Source organism: Mesorhizobium sp. M0701 (assembly GCF_040320365.1).
Taxonomy (GTDB): domain Bacteria; phylum Pseudomonadota; class Alphaproteobacteria; order Rhizobiales; family Rhizobiaceae; genus Mesorhizobium.
Window position 1 is genome coordinate 137,666 of the sequence record NZ_JAMYPO010000008.1, and the last position, 21,194, is coordinate 158,859.

The 21,194-nt window shown below is 62.0% G+C and carries 20 protein-coding genes, 1 other RNA gene and 1 pseudogene; 6 read left to right on the top strand and 16 right to left on the bottom strand.

Going from position 1 to position 21,194, the window contains the following annotated elements; all coding sequences use genetic code 11:
* Nucleotides 1-74 precede the first annotated feature (74 nt).
* On the top strand, nucleotides 75-1,901 hold the full coding sequence (locus NKI24_RS10785) for an ATP-binding protein (RefSeq protein ID WP_352450066.1): 1,827 nt from the start codon (nucleotides 75-77) through the stop codon (nucleotides 1,899-1,901).
* Nucleotides 1,902-1,937: 36 nt separating this feature from the next.
* Here the strand turns inward: NKI24_RS10785 and NKI24_RS10790 are convergent, their stop codons facing one another.
* From NKI24_RS10790 to miaA, 3 genes are all read right to left on the bottom strand, one after another.
* Nucleotides 1,938-2,324, bottom strand: coding sequence for an ester cyclase (locus NKI24_RS10790; RefSeq protein WP_023676687.1), 387 nt, complete (start codon nucleotides 2,322-2,324; stop codon nucleotides 1,938-1,940).
* Nucleotides 2,325-2,459: 135 nt separating this feature from the next.
* Nucleotides 2,460-3,254: a GGDEF domain-containing protein gene (locus NKI24_RS10795; RefSeq protein WP_023676688.1), complete on the bottom strand. Its 795-nt coding sequence runs from the start codon at nucleotides 3,252-3,254 to the stop codon at nucleotides 2,460-2,462.
* 104 nt (nucleotides 3,255-3,358) lie between these two features.
* Nucleotides 3,359-4,327, bottom strand: a complete 969-nt coding sequence (gene miaA, locus NKI24_RS10800; protein WP_023676689.1) for a tRNA (adenosine(37)-N6)-dimethylallyltransferase MiaA — start codon at nucleotides 4,325-4,327, stop codon at nucleotides 3,359-3,361.
* Between miaA and serB the strand changes: the two genes are divergently transcribed.
* Together serB and NKI24_RS10810 are read left to right on the top strand one after the other, a co-directional pair.
* Nucleotides 4,317-5,204: a phosphoserine phosphatase SerB gene (serB, locus tag NKI24_RS10805; RefSeq protein WP_352450067.1), complete on the top strand. Its 888-nt coding sequence runs from the start codon at nucleotides 4,317-4,319 to the stop codon at nucleotides 5,202-5,204. The two genes, miaA and serB, sit on opposite strands and share 11 nt — an antisense overlap.
* The gene (locus tag NKI24_RS10810; RefSeq protein ID WP_023676690.1) at nucleotides 5,201-5,773 is read left to right on the top strand and encodes a GNAT family N-acetyltransferase; all 573 of its coding nucleotides are present in this window, start codon (nucleotides 5,201-5,203) and stop codon (nucleotides 5,771-5,773) included. The genes serB and NKI24_RS10810 overlap by 4 nt, the downstream gene beginning before the upstream one ends.
* 47 nt (nucleotides 5,774-5,820) lie before the next feature.
* Here NKI24_RS10810 and NKI24_RS10815 read toward each other — a convergent pair whose 3' ends face one another.
* From NKI24_RS10815 to NKI24_RS10835, 5 genes are all read right to left on the bottom strand, one after another.
* Nucleotides 5,821-7,338, bottom strand: a complete 1,518-nt coding sequence (locus NKI24_RS10815) for a DegQ family serine endoprotease (protein ID WP_352745152.1) — start codon at nucleotides 7,336-7,338, stop codon at nucleotides 5,821-5,823.
* A gap of 146 nt (nucleotides 7,339-7,484) precedes the next feature.
* Nucleotides 7,485-8,447, bottom strand: a complete 963-nt coding sequence (hflC, locus tag NKI24_RS10820) for a protease modulator HflC (RefSeq protein WP_023676692.1) — start codon at nucleotides 8,445-8,447, stop codon at nucleotides 7,485-7,487.
* Nucleotides 8,447-9,541: an FtsH protease activity modulator HflK gene (gene hflK, locus NKI24_RS10825; RefSeq protein WP_023676693.1), complete on the bottom strand. Its 1,095-nt coding sequence runs from the start codon at nucleotides 9,539-9,541 to the stop codon at nucleotides 8,447-8,449. The genes hflC and hflK overlap by 1 nt, the downstream gene beginning before the upstream one ends.
* Before the next feature lie 162 nt (nucleotides 9,542-9,703).
* Nucleotides 9,704-10,222: a dihydrofolate reductase gene (locus tag NKI24_RS10830; RefSeq protein WP_023676694.1), complete on the bottom strand. Its 519-nt coding sequence runs from the start codon at nucleotides 10,220-10,222 to the stop codon at nucleotides 9,704-9,706.
* Nucleotides 10,222-11,232 (bottom strand): DUF4424 domain-containing protein, encoded by a 1,011-nt coding sequence (locus tag NKI24_RS10835; protein ID WP_352539564.1) that lies wholly within the window; start codon nucleotides 11,230-11,232, stop codon nucleotides 10,222-10,224. The genes NKI24_RS10830 and NKI24_RS10835 overlap by 1 nt, the downstream gene beginning before the upstream one ends.
* 141 nt (nucleotides 11,233-11,373) lie before the next feature.
* Between NKI24_RS10835 and cobF the strand changes: the two genes are divergently transcribed.
* On the top strand, nucleotides 11,374-12,147 hold the full coding sequence (gene cobF / locus NKI24_RS10840) for a precorrin-6A synthase (deacetylating) (protein ID WP_352680226.1): 774 nt from the start codon (nucleotides 11,374-11,376) through the stop codon (nucleotides 12,145-12,147).
* Between the two features lie 33 nt (nucleotides 12,148-12,180).
* On the opposite strand, the gene NKI24_RS10845 is transcribed toward cobF, so the two are convergent.
* From NKI24_RS10845 to NKI24_RS10870, 6 genes are all read right to left on the bottom strand, one after another.
* Nucleotides 12,181-12,522 carry a winged helix-turn-helix domain-containing protein gene (locus NKI24_RS10845; RefSeq protein ID WP_023676697.1) on the bottom strand — a complete coding sequence of 114 codons (342 nt, stop codon included), beginning with the start codon at nucleotides 12,520-12,522 and terminating at the stop codon, nucleotides 12,181-12,183.
* A gap of 81 nt (nucleotides 12,523-12,603) precedes the next feature.
* Nucleotides 12,604-13,716, bottom strand: coding sequence for a molybdenum ABC transporter ATP-binding protein (gene modC / locus NKI24_RS10850; RefSeq protein ID WP_352724763.1), 1,113 nt, complete (start codon nucleotides 13,714-13,716; stop codon nucleotides 12,604-12,606).
* Nucleotides 13,713-14,417, bottom strand: coding sequence for a molybdate ABC transporter permease subunit (gene modB / locus NKI24_RS10855; RefSeq protein ID WP_023676699.1), 705 nt, complete (start codon nucleotides 14,415-14,417; stop codon nucleotides 13,713-13,715). The genes modC and modB overlap by 4 nt, the downstream gene beginning before the upstream one ends.
* A gap of 15 nt (nucleotides 14,418-14,432) precedes the next feature.
* A complete protein-coding gene (modA, locus tag NKI24_RS10860) occupies nucleotides 14,433-15,224 on the bottom strand; it encodes a molybdate ABC transporter substrate-binding protein (RefSeq protein ID WP_352745157.1) in 792 nt (263 codons plus the stop codon).
* Nucleotides 15,225-15,510: 286 nt separating this feature from the next.
* Nucleotides 15,511-16,305, bottom strand: coding sequence for a thymidylate synthase (locus tag NKI24_RS10865; RefSeq protein WP_352705121.1), 795 nt, complete (start codon nucleotides 16,303-16,305; stop codon nucleotides 15,511-15,513).
* Between the two features lie 113 nt (nucleotides 16,306-16,418).
* Nucleotides 16,419-16,730 carry a DUF2853 family protein gene (locus NKI24_RS10870; protein WP_352705123.1) on the bottom strand — a complete coding sequence of 104 codons (312 nt, stop codon included), beginning with the start codon at nucleotides 16,728-16,730 and terminating at the stop codon, nucleotides 16,419-16,421.
* Between the two features lie 163 nt (nucleotides 16,731-16,893).
* Between NKI24_RS10870 and ssrA the strand changes: the two genes are divergently transcribed.
* Nucleotides 16,894-17,249: a transfer-messenger RNA gene (ssrA, locus tag NKI24_RS10875) on the top strand.
* Nucleotides 17,250-17,347: 98 nt separating this feature from the next.
* Here ssrA and NKI24_RS10880 read toward each other — a convergent pair.
* Nucleotides 17,348-19,144: an acetolactate synthase 3 large subunit gene (locus NKI24_RS10880; protein ID WP_352745160.1), complete on the bottom strand. Its 1,797-nt coding sequence runs from the start codon at nucleotides 19,142-19,144 to the stop codon at nucleotides 17,348-17,350.
* Nucleotides 19,145-19,547: 403 nt separating this feature from the next.
* Between NKI24_RS10880 and NKI24_RS10885 the strand changes: the two genes are divergently transcribed.
* Nucleotides 19,548-20,288 (top strand): SDR family oxidoreductase, encoded by a 741-nt coding sequence (locus NKI24_RS10885; RefSeq protein ID WP_352745163.1) that lies wholly within the window; start codon nucleotides 19,548-19,550, stop codon nucleotides 20,286-20,288.
* A gap of 72 nt (nucleotides 20,289-20,360) precedes the next feature.
* Here the strand turns inward: NKI24_RS10885 and NKI24_RS10890 are convergent.
* Nucleotides 20,361-21,176 (bottom strand): annotated as a pseudogene (locus tag NKI24_RS10890) (LysR family transcriptional regulator); the annotation flags it as partial.
* Nucleotides 21,177-21,194 lie beyond the last annotated feature (18 nt).

Here is a 21,194-nt window from a genome sequence, read left to right on the forward strand (position 1 = left end):
AAACCATCCGGCCTCATCCCACCTTAACCCCGTTCGCCTAGGCTCATCGCTTGGAAAAAGGGATCGGCGTGTCCATGCTCGTTGAACGCGAAGCCTCCATTGGGGAACCGACTTTGCTGGAGCGCCGCAGGGCGGAGCAGAACGACAAGCGCATTCTGGGCAATGTCGTGCAATGCGACGGCGCGCGCGCCACCATCAGCGCCTATGCCGACGATATCGAAGGCACGGTCACCGGCCTGTGGAGCGTCGGCAAGATGATCTCGATCAATCTCGGTACATCGCGAACCGTCGGCCTGGTCTATGAAATCGCCAAGTCGGATCGTGCCTGGAGCAGCGAGGGCCAGAATCCGATCGAGGTCAGCATCGAATTGATCGGCGAGGTGCGCGACGGTGCCGAACCCGGCGCGAAGCCGATCTTCGACCGTGGCATCACGACCTATCCGCATATCGGCGCCATTGCCCATCGTATCCGCAGCCGCGACCTGCAGGCCGTCTACGATCTCGCCGGTCGTCATTCGATCACCATCGGCACGCTGTCGCAGGACGAGGCCATCGACGCCAATATCGCCATCGACGATACGCTGGCGCGCCATTTCGCCATTGTCGGCACCACCGGGGTTGGCAAATCGACCGCCGTGTCGCTGCTCTTGCGCAAGTCGATCGCCGCCCGGCCCGACCTGCGCGTGCTCATCCTCGATCCACACAACGAGTTCGCCGCGTCGTTGGCCGAATATTGCGTCAGGGTCGATTCGACGACGCTCGACCTGCCCTTCTGGATGTTCAAGCTAGAGGAATTTGCTGAGGTGCTGTTTCGCGGCCGCGAGACGGTTCCGGAAGAGGTCGACGCCTTGCGCGATCTCATTCCCGCGGCCAAGAATCTCTACCGCAATCCCAACTCCGGCAACTATCTACGGCGCAGCACCGATGCGCTGACCGCCGACGCGCCGGTGCCCTATCGCATTGCCGACCTCATCAAGCTGGTCGACGAACGCATGGGATTGCTGGAAAGCAAGAACGATCGCCCGACCCTCAGGTCACTGAAGACACGTATCGAATCGGCGGCATCCGATCCGCGCTACCGTTTCATGTTCAACTCGCGCCTGATCGAGGACACCATCCACGAGACGATCGGCAACATCTTCCGCGTGCCACATCACGGCCGCCCTGTGACCTGCTTCGAAATGGCCGGCATGCCGTCCGAGGTGGTCAATTCCGTATGCTCGGTGCTGGCGCGGCTGGCCTTCGACCTGGCGTTGTGGAGCGAAGGCCGCCTGCGCCTGCTCTTCCTGTGCGAGGAAGCGCATCGCTATATGCCGGCCGATCCGCGCCTCGGTTTCGCGCCGACGCGGCACGCGCTGTCGCGCATCGCCAAGGAAGGCCGCAAATATGGCTGCTATCTCGGCGTCGTCACCCAGCGCCCGGGCGAACTCGACCCGACCATCCTGTCGCAGTGCTCGACGTTCTTTGCTATGCGGCTCGCCAACGATCAGGACCAGGCGATCATCCGGTCGGCGATTGCCGATTCCTCGGCTTCGACGCTGGCGTTCCTGTCTTCCATGGGCCAGCGCGAGGCCATCGCCTTCGGGGAAGGCGTGGCGACGACGATGCGGATGAAGTTTGAAAAGCTCTCCGAGGATTTGATCCCCGGCACGGCCAAGCGCGAGGACGCCTTGCCGTCCGAAACCGGCGACGAGGTCGACCTCGTGGCGATCGTCGAACGGCTGCGCAACGTGCCGAAATCACGACAGGCAATGCCTTTCGCGGAAGTCGTCGATTCGGGCCGGCAGGCCGGCGATTCGGACTATCGCAAGCCGTCGGCCGCACGCACCCAGCGAAACGACGATTTCGACTTGCGCTACGGCCTCAAGCCGGCGACCTTCGGCCTGCGTCCCCCAGAATGATTGAGCCGAGCGACTTTTAGGCAGCGCTCGCAGATATCAAAGCTGAGTTTCGATGGCTGTCTTGTCTATAACTGACCACACCTGGCGAATTTTCCCTCTCTGAAACTCATAAAATACGTTCTCGGCAAACGAAATTCTCTTCCCGCTTACATCGAGCCCAAGGAACGTTCCCCTTGGCGCGCAGTCGAAGCTTAGCCGGCTCGCTACATAAGGCGGATCGGCAACCAATAGCTGAATGTCGAAGTAAAGGTCCGGAATTTCGTCGAAGTCTCTCACCAACATTTCGAGATAGCCGGACAATCCGAGCTTGCGACCGTTGTGGGTCACTTCATCATGAACAAACCGCCCCAGATTTGGCCAATCCTGCTTGTTCAGGCATGCAATATAGCCTCGGTAAAGACCGGAGAGATCGGATTTAGTCACGGCAACACCTCTATTTCCGGCAAGCCCCGCAAAGGCAGCAGCATCTCAGCTTGACTGGGTGACGTCGGTCTGCGTGCACCGGAAACGCAGAAAACGATACCAGACGGCCGGCATCAGGAATTCAATGACGGAATTTCAGGCACAGACGCGGTTGCGCCCTTGCCTCTTCGCCTCATAGAGCTGGCGATCGGCGCGGCGATAGAACTCCTCGGCGGTTTCCTTGCGATCCCAGACGGCAAGCCCGACGCTGGTGGTGATTTTCAGTCGGACATTGCCCGTCAGCACCGACATGTTGGCGATCGCCTTGCGGATGCGCTCCGCGAATTTGGATAGCAGCTCGGCGTCCATATTGGGCGTGACCACCGCGAACTCCTCGCCGCCCAGGCGCGCCACCACGTCGTGATAGCGTGTCATGTCCTTGAGACAGTTGGCGACCGCCCGCAACACCTCGTCGCCGACATCGTGGCCGTGGCTGTCGTTGACCTGCTTGAAATGGTCGAGGTCGAGGATCATCAGCCCTACTGGTTTCTCGATGCGACGGAACTCTTCGAGATATTCCTTCAGCGCATCGTCGAAATAACGCCGGTTCTGCATGCCGGTGAGGCTGTCGGTGAGCGCCGCATGCTCTAGCGTCTCCGAACGCGCGCTGAGCGAAACGGTCATGGCGCGCAGCTTGCCTTCTTCCGTCGCCTGCTTTCGGATCAGCGGGTAGATGAAGAAAATGCCGAAGAACAGCGCAGTCGCCAGCAGCACGCCCGTCGCAAACAGCAGCTTGTTGAGATAGACGATTTCATCGAGTTCCGAAGGCGTATTGCTAATGTCGGCGGCCAGGGTTTGCAGGAGCCCATAGGCGTAAAGCGTCACCAGGCCGGCGGCCAGGATCACAAAAATAAAGACGAAAAAGGCTGATTCCGCCTTGTGGAAACGCATCTGCTCCCCGTTGGAAAGTTCGTAACGATCTTATGGCATGCGGGAACTTACGGACAGTTAACCTGGACAACTTCAACGCGAAATGTCCCCTCGGTGTCGACTTTTCAGGTTGCGCTCGAATGAGGGAGTGAGTGCATCGAGTCGATCCCCTCACCAGGACGCAATCTCTGCCATTCCGGGCCCAATTGGTGCCTGAACCAGGTCGCCTGCCGTTTGGCATATTGCCGCGTCGCGATTTTCGCGCGCTCGATGGCCTCGGGAAAACTGAAGGCGCCGGCCAGCGCGGCCTGAAGCTCGCGAACACCGATTGCTTTCATCGCCGGCAGGTCGGGATCGAGGCCGAGCGCTGAAAGCTGTTTCACCTCGTCCAGTGCCCCCTTGTCCAGCATGCGGTCGAAGCGAGCATCGATCCGCTCCACCAGCGCCGCTCGCTCCGGCTCGATGACGAAAAAGCGCGCGCTGCTCCTGTCGATCAACGGCCGGCCACGCGCGGCCTGCCAGTCCAGGATGGAACGCCCCGACGCGTCGAGCACCTCCAGCGCCCGCACGATGCGCTGGCCATCCGTCGGCTTCAGCATCATGCCGGCCGCAGAATCCTCGCGCAGCAGGATGCGGTGCAATCTCACTGCGCCCTGTTCCTGGAGCTCGTAGCGCCAGCGATCGCGGATCGACTTCGGAATGTCGGGCATCTCCGAGATACCTTCCGTGAGAGCCCGGAAATAAAGCCCGGTACCGCCGACGAAAATCACTGGCCGCTCCGAGAGCGTGCCGTCGTCGATCAGCTTCGTGACATCACGCAACCAGGCGCCGGTGGAATAGGCGGTGGACGGATCGACGTGTCCATAAAGAAAGTGGGGGACGCGGGCGAGTTCGGCAGGACCAGGCCGCGCCGTCAGCACGTCGAGCACCGAATAGCCTTGCATGGAATCGGTGTTGACGATGACACCGCCATTGCGCTCGGCGAGGTCGAGTGCGAGCGCCGACTTGCCGCTGGCGGTCGGCCCGGCTATCAGGATCGCGTTCTTCACGCGGCCTTCGCCCGCCTGTCCGCTGGAATTTTCGATGCCGCTGATCGCCACGCTTCTATCCCATCCCGCCGGCCGCGCATTGACGCCGACGCTAGCGAATATGGCCTCGCGGTCGGTCGGCGCAAGCGCTGTTCGCTGGCTGGCCGAAGGCATCGCCTGCGAACTCGACTTGCCGGAGACCGCCGACGCTTCCGAAATAACGGCGCGCCTGCAGGCCGCGCTTGCTTCCGAACCGATCGACGTGGCCGTCCAGCCGGCTGAGAACAGGCGCAAGAAGATCCTGATCGCCGACATGGATTCGACGATGATCGACCAGGAATGCATCGACGAGCTTGCCGACGAGATCGGCGTCAAGGATCGGGTCGCCGCCATCACGGCGCTATCCATGAACGGCGAGATCGCATTCGAGCCGGCCTTGCGCGAGCGTGTGGCGCTGCTCAAGGGTCTCGATGCCGCAATCATCGACCGCATCATCGACAATCGCCTGACGCTAGCCTCCGGCGGCCGCACGCTCGTCCAGACAATGGCGGCCAATGGCGCCTGGACGGCGCTGATCTCCGGTGGTTTCGACATCTTCACCACCCGCATCGCAGCATTGCTCGGCTTTCACGAAAATCGCGCCAACCGCCTGATCGAGCAGGATCGCCGCTTCACCGGCTTGGTCGCCGAACCGATCCTCGGCCGCGCCGCCAAGGCCGAAGCCCTTATCGAGATTTCCGCCCGCCTCGGCCTGACGCCTGCCGATGCCATTGCCGTCGGCGACGGCGCCAACGATCTCGACATGATCCGTCTTGCCGGCATCGGCGTCGCCTTGCATGCCAAGCCGGCCGTGGCAGCCGAGGCAAAGATCCGCATCGACCACGGCGACCTCACCGCCTTGCTTTATCTGCAGGGTTATCGCCGGGAGGAATTTGTCGAATGACGCCGATCCGCACCGAGCGCCTGATCCTGCGCAACTGGGGAGATCGTGACCGCGAGCTCTTCCATCGCATCAATTCCGACGAGCGCGTCATGGAATTCTTTCCGTTTCGGCGCGACCGTGCCCAGTCGGACGCCAAGATGGAGGAGTTGCGCGCGGCTATCGATCGCGACGGCTTCGGCTTCGCGGCCGCTGAGATCGCAGCCACAGGTGAATGCATCGGCTTCGTCGGCATAACCCGAACCGATCATTTGCCATTCCTGCCGCCCGGCACGATCGAGATCGGCTGGCGGCTGGCACCCGAATTCTGGGGCCGCGGCTATGTCACCGAAGCAGCCGAAGCCTGGCTGACCTATGGCTTTGAAAGACTTGGCCTCGACGAAATCGTGTCCTTCGCAGTCAAGGATAACAGCCGGTCCACTGCCGTCATGGAGCGCCTGGGCATGATCGCCGACCCGGCCTCCGACTTCGACCATCCCGGTGTTCCGGACAGCCACACCGCACTCAGGCGACATGTCTTCTACAGGCTGCCACGCACAGACTGGCAGGCAAGAAAAAGGGCGGCCCGCTAGCCGCCCTTTTTCGTTTCAAGATCAGAGTGTGGCAGGCTCTTCCGGACTCAATCCATCCGGATTGTCACAAACCTCAGCTCGCCGGTCTTCGACGCCAGCATCAAAAGCGCGTTCTTGCGCCCCTGCTCCTTCAGCGCGCCGATCCGGTCCATGACGTCCTTGGGCGTTGCGACCGATTCCTGCGCGATCTCGGTGATCACTTCGCCCGGCTGGATGCCGCGTTCGGCAGCCGCCGAATCCTTGGCGACGTCGGTCACGACGACGCCGGAGACGTCGGCGGCAATGCCGAACTTCGTGCGCGTCTCCTCATTGAGCTCGCCGATCGTCATGCCGAGCACGGCAGCCGTCGAAACCGCAGGCGCCTTGTCGGCATCGTCCTGGTCGGTGTTGCCGTTTTCACCGCCGCTGGCAAGCTTTTCGCCGTCCTCGAGCCGGCCGAGCGTCACCTTGACGGTCTGCTCGACCCCTTTGCGCACGATGATCACGTCGACCGCCTTGCCGACCGGGCTCTCCGCCACGACGCGCGGCAGGTCGCGCATTTCATGGATGTCCTTGCCGTCGAATTTGATGATGACGTCGCCGGCCTGGATTGTGCCGTTGTCGACCGGCCCGCCCTTGATGACGCCGGCGACCAGCGCGCCCTTGGCGGTCGCCATGCCCAGGCTTTCGGCAATGTCGTCGGTCACCGGCTGGATGCGCACGCCGAGCCAGCCGCGCCGCGTCTCGCCGAACTGGCGAAGCTGGTCGACGACGCCCGAGGCAAGCTGCGACGGGATCGAGAAGCCGATGCCGATCGAGCCGCCCGATGGCGAGATGATTGCCGTGTTGATGCCGATGACTTCGCCGCTGCTGTTGAACAGCGGTCCGCCGGAATTGCCGCGGTTGATCGCGGCATCGGTCTGGATGAAGTCGTCATACGGGCCGGAATTGATGTCGCGATTGCGTGCCGAGACGATGCCGACCGTCACCGTGCCGCCGAGACCGAACGGATTGCCGATCGCCATCACCCAGTCGCCGACACGCATCGTGTTGGAATCGCCGAACTTCACCGCCGTCAGCTTGTGCCCTTTCGGATCGACCTTCAGCACCGCGACATCGGTCTTGGTGTCGGTGCCGACCAGCGTCGCCTTGAGCGTCACCCCATCGGAGAAATTCACCTCGATGTCGTCGGCATCGGCAATGACGTGGTTGTTGGTCACCACGATGCCCTGCTCGGCGTCGACCACGAAGCCGGAGCCCAGCGACTGCACCTTTTGCCCGCCGCCGCCCTTGTCGCCGCCACGGTTCTTGAAGAAATCGTCGAAGAAGTCCTGGAAGGGCGAGCCCTCCGGCAGCTGCGGCATCGGCACTGCGCCCGGCCCCTCAGTGCCTTTAACAGTCTGCGACGTCGAGATGTTGACCACGGCGCCAAGCAGGCCGGCGGCGAGATCGGCAACCGAGGGCGGCCCGTCGGCTGCCATCGTCGGCGTCACGAACGACGGAACGGCAACGGCGCCGACCAGAAGCGCAGCGGCCCCGGCGATGAACGTCCGCCTCGCTGCACGCAGAAGGGTGGTGGATGTCATCGAAAGGCCTCCGGGTGTTCTGAAAAAAAACCGCTTCGGCAAAAATGCCGGTCCGCGTCATGTTGGCAAGAAATAAGGCACGTTTGCGGCTATGGCTACCGCCAGAGGATAAATCCTCCGTTACGCCGGCTATCCCTGCACCGGCCCTACTGGCCGGTGCTTGGCTGCGCTGCCGGTGGGGCGGGAGCGGCAGGTGCTGGCGCTGGTGCCGCCGGTGCCACAGGCGTTTCCTTGCTGTCCGGGTCGCGGAAGAAGCGGAAGAACTCGGAATTCGGCGACAGCACCATCGTCGTTCCGGCGCTGTTCAGCGCCGTGCCATAGGCATTCATCGACCGATAGAAATCGAAGAAGGCCGGATCGCGCTGATAGGCCCCGGCAAACGTGGCACTGCGCTGGGCTTCACCTTCACCGCGCAGGATTTCAGACTCTTTTTGCGCTTCGGCGACGATTTCGACCACTTCGCGATCGGCGCGAGCCCTGATCCGCTGCGCTGCCTCGTTGCCGCGCGCTCTCAGCCGCTCGGCTTCGGCGAGACGTTCGGCCTTCATGCGGTCGAAGGTCTGCTGCGAGACTTCGGCCGTGAGATCGGTGCGGCGGATGCGGACATCCTCGATCTGCAGGCCAAGCGAGGTGGCATCGGGCCTCAGTTGATCGCGCACCTCGCGCATCATCACCGCGCGCTCTTCCGAGAGTGCCGCCTCGAAGTCGCGCAGGCCGTAGACGCGGCGCAAGGCAGCGTCGAGACGCGTCCTCAGCCGGGCCTCGGCCAGTTCGATCTGGCCGGAGACCGCGGCGCGGAACACACGCGGGTCCGAGATACGATAGGCGATAAAGGCATCGACCTCATAGAATTTGCCGCCCGAAACCTGGACACGGATGTTGTCGAGGTCGAAGCGCAGGACCCTGTTTTCGATCAGCTGGACGGTGTCGGCATCGAAGAAGGAGAATGGCGCCTTGAAATAGATGCCCGGCTGGTTCTTGACGTCGACGATTTCGCCGAACCTGAGCACCAGCGCCTGCTGGCGCGCATTGACGACGAAGACCGACGAATAGAGCAGGAACAGGATGACCGCGGCGATGACCGCAATGACGGGAAGACGGTTGGCCATCACTGGTTTCCTCCGGTGGCCGGTGCCGGCGCCTTCTGCTGCAATGCCGGCAGCGGCAGGTAGGGAACGACCCCTTGCCCGTTGCCTTGCTCGACGATGACCTTGCTCGAATCCTTCAGCACCCTCTCCATCGTTTCCAGGTAGAGTCGCTTGCGCGTCACCTCCGGCGCCTTGGCATATTCGTCATAAACCGAGATGAAGCGCTGCGCCTCGCCTTCGGCCTCCTGCACGACCCGGTTTTTGTAGGCGGCCGCGTCTTCGCGGATCTGTGCGGCCGCACCGCGTGCCTGGCCGAGCTTCTGATTGGAATACTGATTGGCCTGCTCGACGAACTTGTCCTCGTCCTGCTCGGCGCGCTGCACCTCGTCGAACGCGTCTGCCACCTCGCGCGGTGGCGCGGCGTCCTCGATCGAAATGGCGTTGACGTTGAGGCCGGCCTTGTAACCGTCCAGCGTCGTCTGGATGATCTCACGCACCGACGCCGCGATGCCTTGCCGGTCGTCGCGGAAAATGTCTTGCGCCGGGCGCCGGCCGACCGCTTCGCGCATCGCGCTTTCGGCGACCTGCTGCAGCATGCCGTCCGGGTCGGACACGTCGAACAGATAGGCCTTAGGGTCGGAGACCTGATAGGCCACAGAGAACTGCACATTGACGATGTTCTGGTCGCCGGAAAGCATCAGGCCATTGCCGCTGGAACTGCCGCCGCCGATACTGACAAGCTGCTCGGCGATGTTGGCGGTCTCGACCGTTTCGATGGGCCACCAATGGAAATGCAGGCCAGGCTGCGATAGCTCCGCCTTCGGCTTGCCGAACCTGAGTTCCACCGCAACTTCGTCGGGCTGCACGGTGTAGACCGCCTTGAACGCCCATAGCACCACCAGCGCCGCGGCAATCAGCCCGAACACGGCAGGGCTCGCGCCACCGCCGCCCGGCAGCGCGCGCCGCAACCTGTCCTGCCCGCGCCGGATGATATCCTCGAGATCGGGAGGCGAGCCCTGCGGGCCGCTGGGTCCTTTTGGTCCCTGACCCCAAGGCCCCTGATTGTTGCCGCCGCCCCACGGGCCGCCGCCGCCGCTCTTGTCGTTCCAGGGCATGAATGTCCTTTCGCTTGGAATTCCCTCAAGCGCCGGCTCACCGGCGCAAAATCCAATATTATTATTCTATAGGGATGCAGCGGCACGCTTTCAACGCGATCGGCTGCCGCCACTGTCCGCCTTTTGGGTCCATCTAGACCTGTCGCGACCCCTTTGTCGCCTTCAATGCACGTCGCGGCGCCGCTCGTAAACCGAATAGCGTGTCGCATGGCTGTCCTTTTCGCCAGCCTCCACCTCCTGCGAGCGGACGATCCGCCACAGCGCCGGATCGATCGGCGGGAAATGGGCATCGCCGTCGACCGCGGCCAGAACATGGGTCACGTGCAGCCGATCGGCCAACGGCAGCGCCTGAGCGTAGATCTCGCCGCCGCCGATGACGCAGATCTCGTCGGCGCCGGCCATGCAGCGCCCGCGCACCGTCGCCAGCGCGATTGCGTCCTCGATCGAGTGCGCGACTTCGACGCCCTCGGCGCGCCATGCCCTGTCTCGTGTCACCACGATGTTGAGCCTGCCCGGCAATGGGCGGCCGATGCCTTCATAGGTCTTGCGGCCCATGATGATGGGCTTGCCCATCGTATCGGCTTTGAACCGCTTGAGATCGGTGGACAGCCGCCACGGCAACCCACCCTCGCGCCCGATCACGCCGTTCTCGGCGATGGCGACATAAATCGCGAGGTCCATCAGCCGCCGTTTCCGCCATCGGATGGCTCCAGCAGCAATATGTCGATATCGTGCTCGGGGTAGAAGTTCTGCGCCTTCATCTCGAACGTCGTCGGTCCGATCTTCCTGACGTTTTCGCCGCAAAACGAGACCAGGTTCTTCGCATCGCCCTTGTCGACGGTCAGCTTGAAACTGCCGATGTTTCCCGACGCCCAGTTGCCGCCCGTGGTCAGGATATAGGCGATGCGGTTCTCGAAATATTTGGGGTAGCCGTCGGGATCGTCCTTGGCTGCCTTGCGCACGGCATTCTCGAAGGCATCGTCCATGCAGTAGCGTGTCTTGTAGGCGGCATACTGACCCTGGAACTGGCCGTCATAGAAGAAGCTGACCGAGGAGGTGCCGCCGACGCTCGGCTTGTAGCGATGCGAGACATGGACCGCCTTGTTGGCCGGAAACGTCGAGCGCCACCAATAGGTCGAGCGCAATTGCCAGAACGGCGTATAGACGGTCTTCATGCCCGAACCGTCGTCGGCAGTGTCCTCGATGATGATGCCGCGGTTGACCCAGTCGTCGGCGACCGCTTGCGGCAGCTTTGCCAGCGCTGCCTTGGCCGCATCGCCGAACGGATAGAACGGCACGCCCTGCGCCTTCAGGTCAGCGCCGATGTCGATGCCGAGCGCGAACACCTTCTGCTCGAGCTGCGGCTTTGCCGGTACCCCGTCGATCGTCACTTCGAAGCCGAGGAAATTGTCGCTCTGTGCCTCCGGAATCGCCGGTATTTCTTCGGGGTCGCCTTCGATGTCGGGCATCGGAAAGGCGACGATCGCATCGACATCCTTGTCGGTGTTGTTGCGGAAGACGTAATCGACCATCACTTTTTCCGGCGAGATGTAGAGATCCTCGCTTTCCATCGCCACCGCATCGCTGCGCGAAAGGATCAGCCCACCAGTGCCGAGTTCGGCCACCGAATCATTGGCGAGCGCAGGCGTAGCCGAGAGCGCCAAGGCTGCGGTCAGGACGTAACGGAACATGGAAACTCCCCCGGCGAGAATGCCAACATGACTCTAGCTGTTCAATGTGGCGTTTCAAAGCCTTTCGGCAAATGTGCCGGCGCCTGCCGGCATGTCGTGTCGGTCTAGACACGCCGGTCCCGATCGGGCAGGAGTTCGCCCATGCGCAAGCTTCTCGTCATCGGCATCGGCGCCGGCAATCCGGAGCACATGACGGTCCAGGCCATTAACGGTCTCAATCGGGCCGACGTGCTGTTCATTCCCGACAAGGGCGCCAAGAAGAACGATCTCGCCGAATTGCGCCGCCAGATCTGCGACCGCTTCGTCATTAATCCGAACTCGCGCCGTGTCGAATTCGAGGTGCCGGTGCGCGCCGAGCCGGCGCCTTCCTACCGCTCGACCGTCGACGACTGGCACGAGGCGATCGCCGCGATCTACGAAGGCCTGATCCGCGACGAACTCCCTGAAGATGGCTGCGGCGCCTTCCTGATCTGGGGCGATCCGTCGCTCTACGACAGTGCGCTGCGCATCCTCGAGCGCGTGCGCCTCAGAGGCAATGTAGCGTTCGAGCTGGAGGTCATCCCTGGCATCACCGCCATCCAGGCACTCGCAGCCAGCCACAAAATGGCATTGAACCGGATCGGCGACGCCATTTTGATCACCACCGGCCGCCGGCTCGCCGAGGAAGGTCTGCCCGAAAACGCCGGCAGCACCATCGTCATGCTGGACGGCAAATGCGCCTTCAACACGCTGGACGACAACGACGTCACCGTCCACTGGGGCGCCTATCTCGGGACGCCCGACGAGATCGTCATCTCGGGCCGGATTGGCGACGTCGGCGACAAGATCGTGAGCACCCGTGAGCAGGCCCGCCGGAAAAAAGGCTGGATCATGGACACCTATCTGCTGCGCAAGCCGGGCGAGCCAAAGAAGTAACAGGGATCACACGCGGCATGAATTCCGCCGGCGTCACGCTGCGTCGATCTCGGCCTGCAGCGCCTCCATATGCGCCGCCGCTGCTGAAGACGCAGCCCGCTCGATCGCGCGGAAGCGGCTGACCACAGCAAGCCCGACCGACGTCAACTGGGCGCCACCGCCTTTTTTGCCGCCCGTCTGTGCCGCAACCAGCGGCTTGCCGAACACGCGGTTCATGTCTTCGACCAGATCCCAGGCGTGCTTGTAGGACATCTCCATGCCGCGTGCTGCGGCCGAAATCGAGCCGAAGGCGGCGATCTGTTCCAGAAGCTCGATCTTGCCCGGTCCGATGCGGCCATCTGGATCGAGATTTATCCGCAAACTCAGCGACGGCATTTGCTCCTCCGCGGTCACGCTATTCTACAAGTTCTCCAGCGATACCGCTATTCCAAAACGATATAGCGAATCATCGGCCGTTCACTCATCCGCCTCGGCGGGCAGGCCGGCGCCGGTATTCGCCCGGTCGAAGCTCACCGTCTTGACCACGGCGAAGACCTGTCGACCAAGCCGAAGCCCCAGTGTCTGCCGCGACTGTTCGGTGATGCGGGCAAGCACGGTTGCGCCATTGCAGTCGAGGCCAATCTCGACCGTAGGTCCTTCGCCCGGCTCTATCGCCACGATCATGCCCGGCAATATGTTGAGCGCGCTGAGGCCAACCGGTTGCTCGGTGGCGATCATCACGTCGCGGGCACGGATGCGGACGCGCACCGGCGCACCGACTGGCGTTGCCAGAAGCGGCACCCGGATCTCGCCCGCCAATGAGCCTAGCACCGTCATGCCAAAGGCTTCGTCGTGGCGCAGAACCGCGGTATCCAGCACGGCACCGCCCTCGCCGCGCTCTTCGGCCGGCAATAGATCCAGACGCTGCATGATCGCTCCGGTCGGACCGGAAGCTGCGACCTTTCCTTGCATCAGCACCACGACGTCGCTCGCCAGCCGCGCCACTTCGGCGATCGAGTGGCTGACATAGACGATCGGGATTTTCGTCTCGTCGCGCAGCCGCTCGATATAAGGCAAGATCTCGGCCTTGCGCCCCTCGTCGAGCGAAGCCAGCGGCTCGTCCATCAGCAGCAATTTCGGACTGGCAAGCAGCGCCCTGCCGATTGCCACACGCTGCTTCTCGCCACCGGAGAGTTTTGCCGGCCGCCGGTCGAGCAAATGGCCGATCCCGAGCAGTTCGACCACGCCATCGATATCCGCGTAACGCTCAGCAGCCGGCGTGAACCAGCGGCCATAGCGCAGATTGCTCGCCACGCTCATATGCGGAAACAGCCGCGCATCCTGGAACACCATGCCGATCCGCCGTTTGTGCTTCGGCACGAACAGACCGGCATCGCTATCGACCAGCACGCGGCCCTCGGCCGCGATACGACCTTTGTCGGGGCGGATCAGCCCGGCAATCAAATTGATCAGCGTCGTCTTTCCGGAGCCGGAAGGCCCGAACAGCGCAGTCAGCCGCCCGGCGCTTTCGAAGCGGGCATTGACGGTGAAACCGCCAAGCCGGTGGCTGATGTCGACCTGAACCGTCATTCGATGTCCATCCGCCGGCCGACGCGCCGCGCCAGCACTTCCGAGGCAACAAGTGCCGCCATCGAGATGACGATCGAGATCAGCGTCAGCCTGAGCGCGCCGGCGTCGCCGCCGGGAACCTGCGTGAAAGTGTAGATCGCCGACGGTAGCGTCTGCGTCTCGTTCGGAATGTTGGAGACAAAGGTGATCGTCGCGCCGAATTCGCCCATCGCCTTGGCGAAGGAGAGGATCGCACCGGCGATCAGCCCGGGCAGGATCAGCGGCAGCGTGATCGTGCCAAATACCCATAGCGGATTGGCGCCGAGCGTGCCGGCGGCCGCCTCGATTTTGCGGTCGACGGCCTCGATCGACAGCCGGATGGCCCGCACCATCAGCGGAAAGCCCATCACGCCGCAGGCGAGCGCGGCGCCAGTCCAGCGGAAGGAAAAAACGATGCCGAAATGTTCGGCCAGGAAAGCGCCGGCCGGACCACGCTTGCCGAAAGTCAAAAGCAGCAAATAGCCGGTCACCACCGGCGGCAGGATCAGCGGCAGATGCACCAGACCATTGAGCAGCGTCTTGCCCCAGAACTGGCCGCGGGCAAGCACAAGAGCGATCAGAATGCCCGGCGGCAGGCTGGCAATCATCGCGACGGTCGCCACCTTGATCGACAGCCGGACCGCATTCCATTCGTCGGGAGCGAGATCCAGCAGCCAGTTCATGTGCGGTGCCGTACGTCAGTTGCTCGGCGCGAGGATTGTAAAACCTTGCGCCTTGAAGAGTTCGCCAGCCTTGGCGGATTGCAGGCATTTCAGGAACGCCGGGGTATCCCTGCTCTTCGAATCCGCAAGCTGGGCGACTGGATAGATGATCGGCGGATGGGTACCCGCGGGGAAAGTGCCGATCACCTTGACGCCGGGCTCCGCATGCGCATCCGTGGCATAGACGATGCCGAGTGCTGCCTCGCCGGTCGATACCAGTTTTAGCGCGGCGCGGACATTCTCGGCCTGCGCCACCTTGCCTTCGACCGAAGACCAGGCACCGAGCGATTCGAGGGCTGCCTTGCCGTATTTGCCTGCCGGCACAGCTTTGACATCGCCCATGGCAAGTTTGCCGTCACCGACGAGCTTGGCAAGATCGAAACCCTTTTCGATCCTGGTTTCAACCTTGGAATCCCGCGGCGCAACCAGCACGATCTGGTTACCGAGCAGTTTCACTTGGGTTTCGGGCTTGGTCAGCTTCCTGTCGGCAAGATATTTCATCCAGTCGAGATCGGCCGAGATGAACAGGTCTGCTGGCGCGCCGCTTTCAATCTGCCTGGCCAGCGCCGAGCTCGCCGCGTAGGAAATGGTCGCCGCCTCGCCGACATCGGCCTCGCAGGCCTTGTTGACGGCATCGAGCCCATCCTTCAGGCTCGCCGCGGCAAACACGACCACCTTGTCATCGGCATGGGCCGCCGGCACCGCGGCCATCAGCATGGCGGCGAGACCCGCGATGGCAATCGTCGTCGAACCTTTGCGCGCCAGCATGAAACTCTCCTCGTCCCGGATCGCCCGAAGCCGTCCATCGATATATCCGTGCGAACATAACAAGGAAAGGCTCTTTACCGGCGACGGCATTCTGAACCGAGGTTTTCCCGGCCTGCGATAATCGTCGTTGGATACAGCGGCGTCGAAGCCGAAGGAAATATTCACATGAAAATCAGCGACCAGGGATTGCCCGTCAAGTCGACGTCGGCCAATCAAGATGGATGCTGACAAGGCCCGAGGGCGCAGCCGCAGTAGGCAATGTCGATATGCACGGTCGGCTATGGTGCTAGACCGCGATCGGCGCCTTGATCGTCGCGTCGGCGAAATAGTTCTCGAGCCGGAAATCCTCGAAGCGGAAGGCAAAGAGATCCTTCACCTCGGGATTGATCCACAGCGTCGGCAACGCCTTGGGCGTGCGCCGCAATTGTTCGCGCGCCTGCTCGAAATGGTTCGAGTAAAGATGCGCGTCGCCGAGCGTGTGGATGAAATCGCCGGGTTTCAATCCGGTCACCTGCGCCACCATCAGCGTCAGCAACGCATAGGAAGCGATGTTGAACGGCACACCGAGAAAGATATCGCCCGACCGCTGATAGAGCTGGCAGGAAACCTTGCCTTCAGAAACATAAAACTGGAACAGGCAATGGCAGGGCGGCAACGCCATGGCCTCCACCTCGGCCGGGTTCCACGCCGAAACAATCAGCCGCCGCGAATTAGGATTTTTGCGTATTTCCTTCAGAAGATTCGCAATCTGGTCGATGGCGCCGCCATGGCCGTCCGGCCACGACCGCCATTGTTTGCCATAGACCGGGCCGAGATCGCCGTTCTCGTCGGCCCACTCATCCCAGATCGAGACGCCGTGATCGTTGAGATATTTGATGTTGGTGTCGCCGGCCAGGAACCATAAAAGCTCGTGGATAATCGACTTCAGGTGCAGCTTCTTGGTGGTGGTGACCGGAAAGCCGCGGGCCAGGTCGAAGCGCATCTGGTAGCCGAATACCGAGCGCGTTCCGGTGCCGGTGCGGTCGCCGCGATCGGCGCCGTTTTCCAGCACATGCTTCAGAAGGTCGAGATACTGGCGCATCGGCTCCGGTCCGATTCGGGTTGTCAGCCATCATAGCCGAATGACCGTCGGCCGAACACAGCAAAGCGAGACGATTCCAGCAGAAGCCTCACCAGCACCGGCGGCGAGGTTGCTCAGAGCGAGCCGAGCATGCCCAGATCCTTGGCGACGAGGTAATAGAATGTCACCCGGCTCTTGCTGTTGTCGGCCGCCATAGCCTTGCAGGTCTTTTCGATAGCCCCATCCGCCTTGGCACCGTCGGTGACGCCGAGCTTGCCGGCGACCCAGCTGTTCCTGACACGCTTCAGTTCCTCCGGGTCGGTGCAGGACACCAGCGAGGAATCGCGGTTCCTGAGCGCGATGCCCAGATGCTTGACGATCTTGGCGACCGCGTCGGCATCGGCCGCCGCATCATACTTCTTTACGTCTGCGAGATAATCGGCCATCGAATTTCCCCTCGTCGGCGCCACGGGATCCGGTCAGTGAGGATTGTGGCGCGCTGCCGCAAATAATGCGCTAGGTCTCCTCACCGCCACAAAGCTTCGGTTGAGACCGGCTGCAAGTCAACCCCTTGATGATCCACTTTGGCACGGACGAAAGTGGTATTCCGGCCTTTCATTTTCCACCGCCAGTCCCTATATTCGCTTCGTCGGCTCGACCGACTATGGCGATAAACAGGCGATGAAATAAGCCGTTCGGACCCGGGGGCGGTACCCGGCGCCTCCACCAAAAACCGCTGCTCAGGAGCGGCTTTTGCTGGGGGCGAAATAGGATCGACGAAGGTGTAAAGATCGTACTTTTGCCCGGCATTGTACCACCGTTATCGGGCTAAACTTATAGTTGCCAACGACAACTATGCGGAAGCACGTCTCGCCGCGTAAGCGGTGCGATAGCTTCAATTCAAGCCCTAGTGGTTCGCACTTCTAGGCGGGGTTCGGAGGTACCTGGCAACAGAAACCTCCATTTCTCCCCCTTTTTGATATGCGCAGCCGCAGGCTCGGCCGATATGTGCAGCTGCAGGCCTGGGGTTTTCACGCCCTGATACGCGCTGGCGCCGCGGCGTTCATACCAGTCCCTGGCTGATCGTTTCGATCGCGCTGCCAAAGGTTTCGTCGGCAGCCTCATGTGACAGAAGCATCTCATTGTGCGCCCTGCCCGTCCTGATCATCGGAAAACAATTGGCGAGCTTGGCAACACGACAGTCAAGAAGCACCGGCCGGTCCACATCAATCATTTCCTGGATCGCATCATCAAGGTCGGCTGGTTTGTCGCAGCGCAGGCCGACCGCTCCGAACGCCTCGGCCAATTTGACAAAATCGGGCAAAGCCTCGGAATAGGAATGCGCGAGGCGGTTGCCGTGAAGAATTTGCTGCCACTGGCGAACCATGCCCATATATCCGTTGTTCAGGATGAAGACCTTGATCGGCGCGTCGTACTGGACTGCCGTCGACATCTCTTTCATGGTCATCTGAACCGATGCGTCGCCGGCGATATCGATGACGAGGCTGTCCGGATGTGCGATCTGCACGCCCAGCGCCGCCGGCAGGCCGTAGCCCATCGTCCCGAGGCCGCCGGAACTCATCCAGCGGTTCGGCCTTTCGAAGCCGTAGAATTGGGCCGCCCACATCTGATGCTGGCCCACTTCAGTGGTGATGTATGTGTCGCGATCCTTCGTCAGCGCGTAGAGACGCTGCACCGCATATTGCGGCATGATCACGTCTTTGTTCATCTCATAGGAGAATGAATTGCGCGCGCGCCAGCCGGCGATCCTTCTCCACCAGTCCTGGAGGCGGCCTTCATCCGGCTTGCGAGGCAATGCGCGCCATAGACGAACCATGTCATCCAGAACATTGCCGACATCGCCTTGCATGCCGATATCGACGTGGACGTTCTTGTTGATCGAGGACGGATCTATATCGATATGGATCTTGCTGGAGTTCGGCGAAAAAGCATCCACACGCGAGGTCACGCGGTCATCAAAGCGCGCGCCGACACAGATCATGACGTCGCAATCGTGCATCGCCATGTTCGCCTCATAGGAACCATGCAGACCGACCATCTTGAGCCAGTTCTTGCCGGAGGCGGGGTAAGCCCCAAGGCCCATAAGCGTCGAGGTGATCGGAAAGTCGGTCAGTTGAACCAGCTCCCGCAGCAATCTCGATGCTTCCGGGCCGGAATTGACGATGCCGCCGCCGGCATAGATAACGGGACGGCTGGCATTGGCCATCAGTGCTATCGCCTGGCCGATCTTGCCGATATCACCCTGAAGCTTCGGTTGATAATTTTTCAGCGCAGCAACACCCGATGGCGGCGTATACACGCCGGACGCAAACAGAACGTCCTTTGGCATGTCGACGAGAACAGGCCCCGGTCGCCCCGACCGGGCGATGTGGAACGCCCTATGGATTGCTGACGCCAAGTCATTGACGTCTTTGACCAAAGAGTTGTGCTTGGTGCAGGATCGCGTGATGCCAATCGTGTCACATTCCTGAAAGGCATCGGAGCCGATCAATGTTGTCGGCACTTGTCCGGACAGACAGACGATCGGTACTGAATCCATCAGCGCGTCCTGCAGGGGCGTCACGGCATTCGTCGTGCCTGGGCCTGATGTGACCAGCATCACGCCGACCTTGCCCGTGGACCGGGCATAACCCTCAGCGGCATGGCCGGCGCCCTGTTCGTGGCGCACGAGGATATGCTTGATGTCGTCCTGCTGGAATATCTCGTCGTAGATCGGCAATATGGCCGCGCCGGGATAGCCGAAAATATGCTCCACACCATTGTCTTTGAGTGCGCGGAGAACGATCTCCGCTCCTGTCATGCGGTTGCTCGTATGCTGAATGGAATTATCGCTTGTCATGGTTCTGTCCCGTAGCGTGATGAGGATGGGTTGACGGGGCGTCGCCGAAATCGGGCGTAAGAAGAATTTCGGGCATAAAAAAAGGCCCCGTCGGGAGCCTGTTTGTCGCGCACGGGTGGCTGTCGCCGGATGGTTACACCATCCTGCCCGTGCGCTTTCCTACCACTGCAAGAACCATTGCGATCTTCATGATGATCGCTGCTACACAGAAAATCGCGCATCGTCAACGTCTCAGGCTGAGGCGTCTCAGGCTGAGGCGAAAGCCCAAGGGCCTCCCATCATCGGAACCTCCGATGGCAGCATTCGTTTCTTCCCGTTTCCCTTCTTCCACGCCTTTGCGGGACAAGGCCTCAGTTTCTCGCCGCGTGGTCATGCCCGGCGAGCTGCCTCATGGAGAGATAAGATGAACCAGGAAACCACACCAAAACACGAACGCATCCTGATCGTTGGCGGCAGTTCCGGTATGGGGCTGTCGCTGGCCGAACAGCAGCTTGCCGCCGGCGCCGAGGTTACGATCGTCGGCCGCTCCGAGGACCGGTTGTTGACCGCACGGCAGCGCGTGCCTCACCCGGAAAGGCTGAGGACGATCGCAGCCGACGTCACAAGCGAGGACGAGGTCCAGCGCCTGTTCCAGGATGTCGGCACGCTCGACCACATCGTCTCGACCGCCGCCGACGTTACCGGCGTCTATGAGTTGCTTCCCGAGATGGATATCTCGGTGGCGCGCAAAGTGATGGATTCCAAAGTCGTCGGACCGCTTCTTCTTGCCAAACATGGCGCGCCTCGTCTGACGCCTAGGGGATCAATCACGCTGACCTCGGGCATCGCCGCCTATCGTCCGGCGGCGAAAGGCTCGGTGGTGGCAGCCGTTAATGGGGCACTTGGCTCACTCGCCTACGCGCTTGCCGTCGAACTGGCGCCGATCCGCGTCAACGTCGTCTCGCCGGGCTGGGTCGACACGCCGATTTGGGATGCCGTCGTCGGCAGCGGAAAGACAGCCGCGCTGGACGCCATGGCAAAGCGTCTGCTCGTCGGCCGGATCGGCCAGGGAGCCGACATTGCCCAAGCCATCACGTCCCTCATGCACAACGGCTTCATCACCGGAACCGTGCTTCATGTCGATGGTGGCCAGCGACTGGTCTAGCGATGGCCAGATTTCGCGGACCATTGCAAGGAACAGCCGCAGCACCGGCGCTTGAATGCGCCGGTGGCGCCATACCATGGTGACCGGCGTCACCGGGCTGCTTCCGACCCAGGGCAGCACGACGATATTGGCGTCAGCCGCGGAAGCCACGAGACGCGGGACCAGCGCGCATCCAAGACCGCCTTCAACAAGGCTCCGTATCGCGCCCATGCTGGCGAACTCGCCGACGAGTTTTGGACGGTCAGGCAATGTTGCGGCAAACGTTTCGTCGAACATCCGCCTATAGACGCAACCGGGCTGGGTGACGAGGAAGGCCTCGTCGGCCAGATCGTCGGGCGTTATGGCAGAATATCCGGCCAACCGGTGATTTGCCGGCATTATGGTGACGAGCTCTTCTAACGCCACTTGCTCGCTTCGCAGCTCCGGCGCCGCCGCCGGGACGGCTCCGAAATGGAAAGATACGTCCAGCGCCCCGCTTGTCACGCCGGCACGCAACCCACTGCTATCGTCCGCCCTGAGGTTCAGTTCCACATCGGGATGGCGCCGATGGAATTCCGCCAGCACAGCTGGCAAGCGTGTCGAGCAAAGCGTCTCCAGGCCGCCGACAGTCAGGCGACCGGCAACCGTGCCGCTCGCGTCGGCGACAGCGGAACGGGCTTCGTCCGCGAGGTCGAGGAGATCGTTTGCATAGTCCAGCAGGCGTTGTCCCGCCGCCGTCAGCTTCAAGCCACGCCGTGATCTGTCGAACAGCGACGTGCCTAGATCGCTTTCCAGCGCCTGGATCTGTTCGGTCACGCTCGATTGGGCAAGATGAACCCGCTCGGAGGCGCGTGTGATGTTCAAGGTGGTGGCGACCGCCACGAAGGTTTTGAGATGTCGAAGCTGCATGTCCTGAACCCGTCATAT

Bases quoted from the DNA above. Each gene is read 5' to 3' on its own strand.
- NKI24_RS10795 (WP_023676688.1), bottom strand. From the start codon at position 3,254: ATGCGTTTCCACAAGGCGGAATCAGCCTTTTTCGTCTTTATTTTTGTG.
- NKI24_RS10845 (WP_023676697.1), bottom strand. From the start codon at position 12,522: ATGCCGTCGCTGAGTTTGCGGATAAATCTCGATCCAGATGGCCGCATC.
- NKI24_RS10885 (WP_352745163.1), top strand. From the start codon at position 19,548: ATGAACCAGGAAACCACACCAAAACACGAACGCATCCTGATCGTTGGC.
- NKI24_RS10815 (WP_352745152.1), bottom strand. From the start codon at position 7,338: ATGACATCCACCACCCTTCTGCGTGCAGCGAGGCGGACGTTCATCGCC.
- modB (WP_023676699.1), bottom strand. From the start codon at position 14,417: ATGAACTGGCTGCTGGATCTCGCTCCCGACGAATGGAATGCGGTCCGG.
- modA (WP_352745157.1), bottom strand. From the start codon at position 15,224: ATGCTGGCGCGCAAAGGTTCGACGACGATTGCCATCGCGGGTCTCGCC.
- NKI24_RS10870 (WP_352705123.1), bottom strand. From the start codon at position 16,730: ATGGCCGATTATCTCGCAGACGTAAAGAAGTATGATGCGGCGGCCGAT.
- cobF (WP_352680226.1), top strand. From the start codon at position 11,374: ATGCGCAAGCTTCTCGTCATCGGCATCGGCGCCGGCAATCCGGAGCAC.
- NKI24_RS10810 (WP_023676690.1), top strand. From the start codon at position 5,201: ATGACGCCGATCCGCACCGAGCGCCTGATCCTGCGCAACTGGGGAGAT.
- modC (WP_352724763.1), bottom strand. From the start codon at position 13,716: ATGACGGTTCAGGTCGACATCAGCCACCGGCTTGGCGGTTTCACCGTC.
- serB (WP_352450067.1), top strand. From the start codon at position 4,317: ATGCCGCTGATCGCCACGCTTCTATCCCATCCCGCCGGCCGCGCATTG.
- NKI24_RS10830 (WP_023676694.1), bottom strand. From the start codon at position 10,222: ATGGACCTCGCGATTTATGTCGCCATCGCCGAGAACGGCGTGATCGGG.
- hflC (WP_023676692.1), bottom strand. From the start codon at position 8,447: ATGGCCAACCGTCTTCCCGTCATTGCGGTCATCGCCGCGGTCATCCTG.
- NKI24_RS10865 (WP_352705121.1), bottom strand. From the start codon at position 16,305: ATGCGCCAGTATCTCGACCTTCTGAAGCATGTGCTGGAAAACGGCGCC.
- hflK (WP_023676693.1), bottom strand. From the start codon at position 9,541: ATGCCCTGGAACGACAAGAGCGGCGGCGGCGGCCCGTGGGGCGGCGGC.
- NKI24_RS10880 (WP_352745160.1), bottom strand. From the start codon at position 19,144: ATGACAAGCGATAATTCCATTCAGCATACGAGCAACCGCATGACAGGA.
- NKI24_RS10835 (WP_352539564.1), bottom strand. From the start codon at position 11,232: ATGTTCCGTTACGTCCTGACCGCAGCCTTGGCGCTCTCGGCTACGCCT.
- NKI24_RS10785 (WP_352450066.1), top strand. From the start codon at position 75: ATGCTCGTTGAACGCGAAGCCTCCATTGGGGAACCGACTTTGCTGGAG.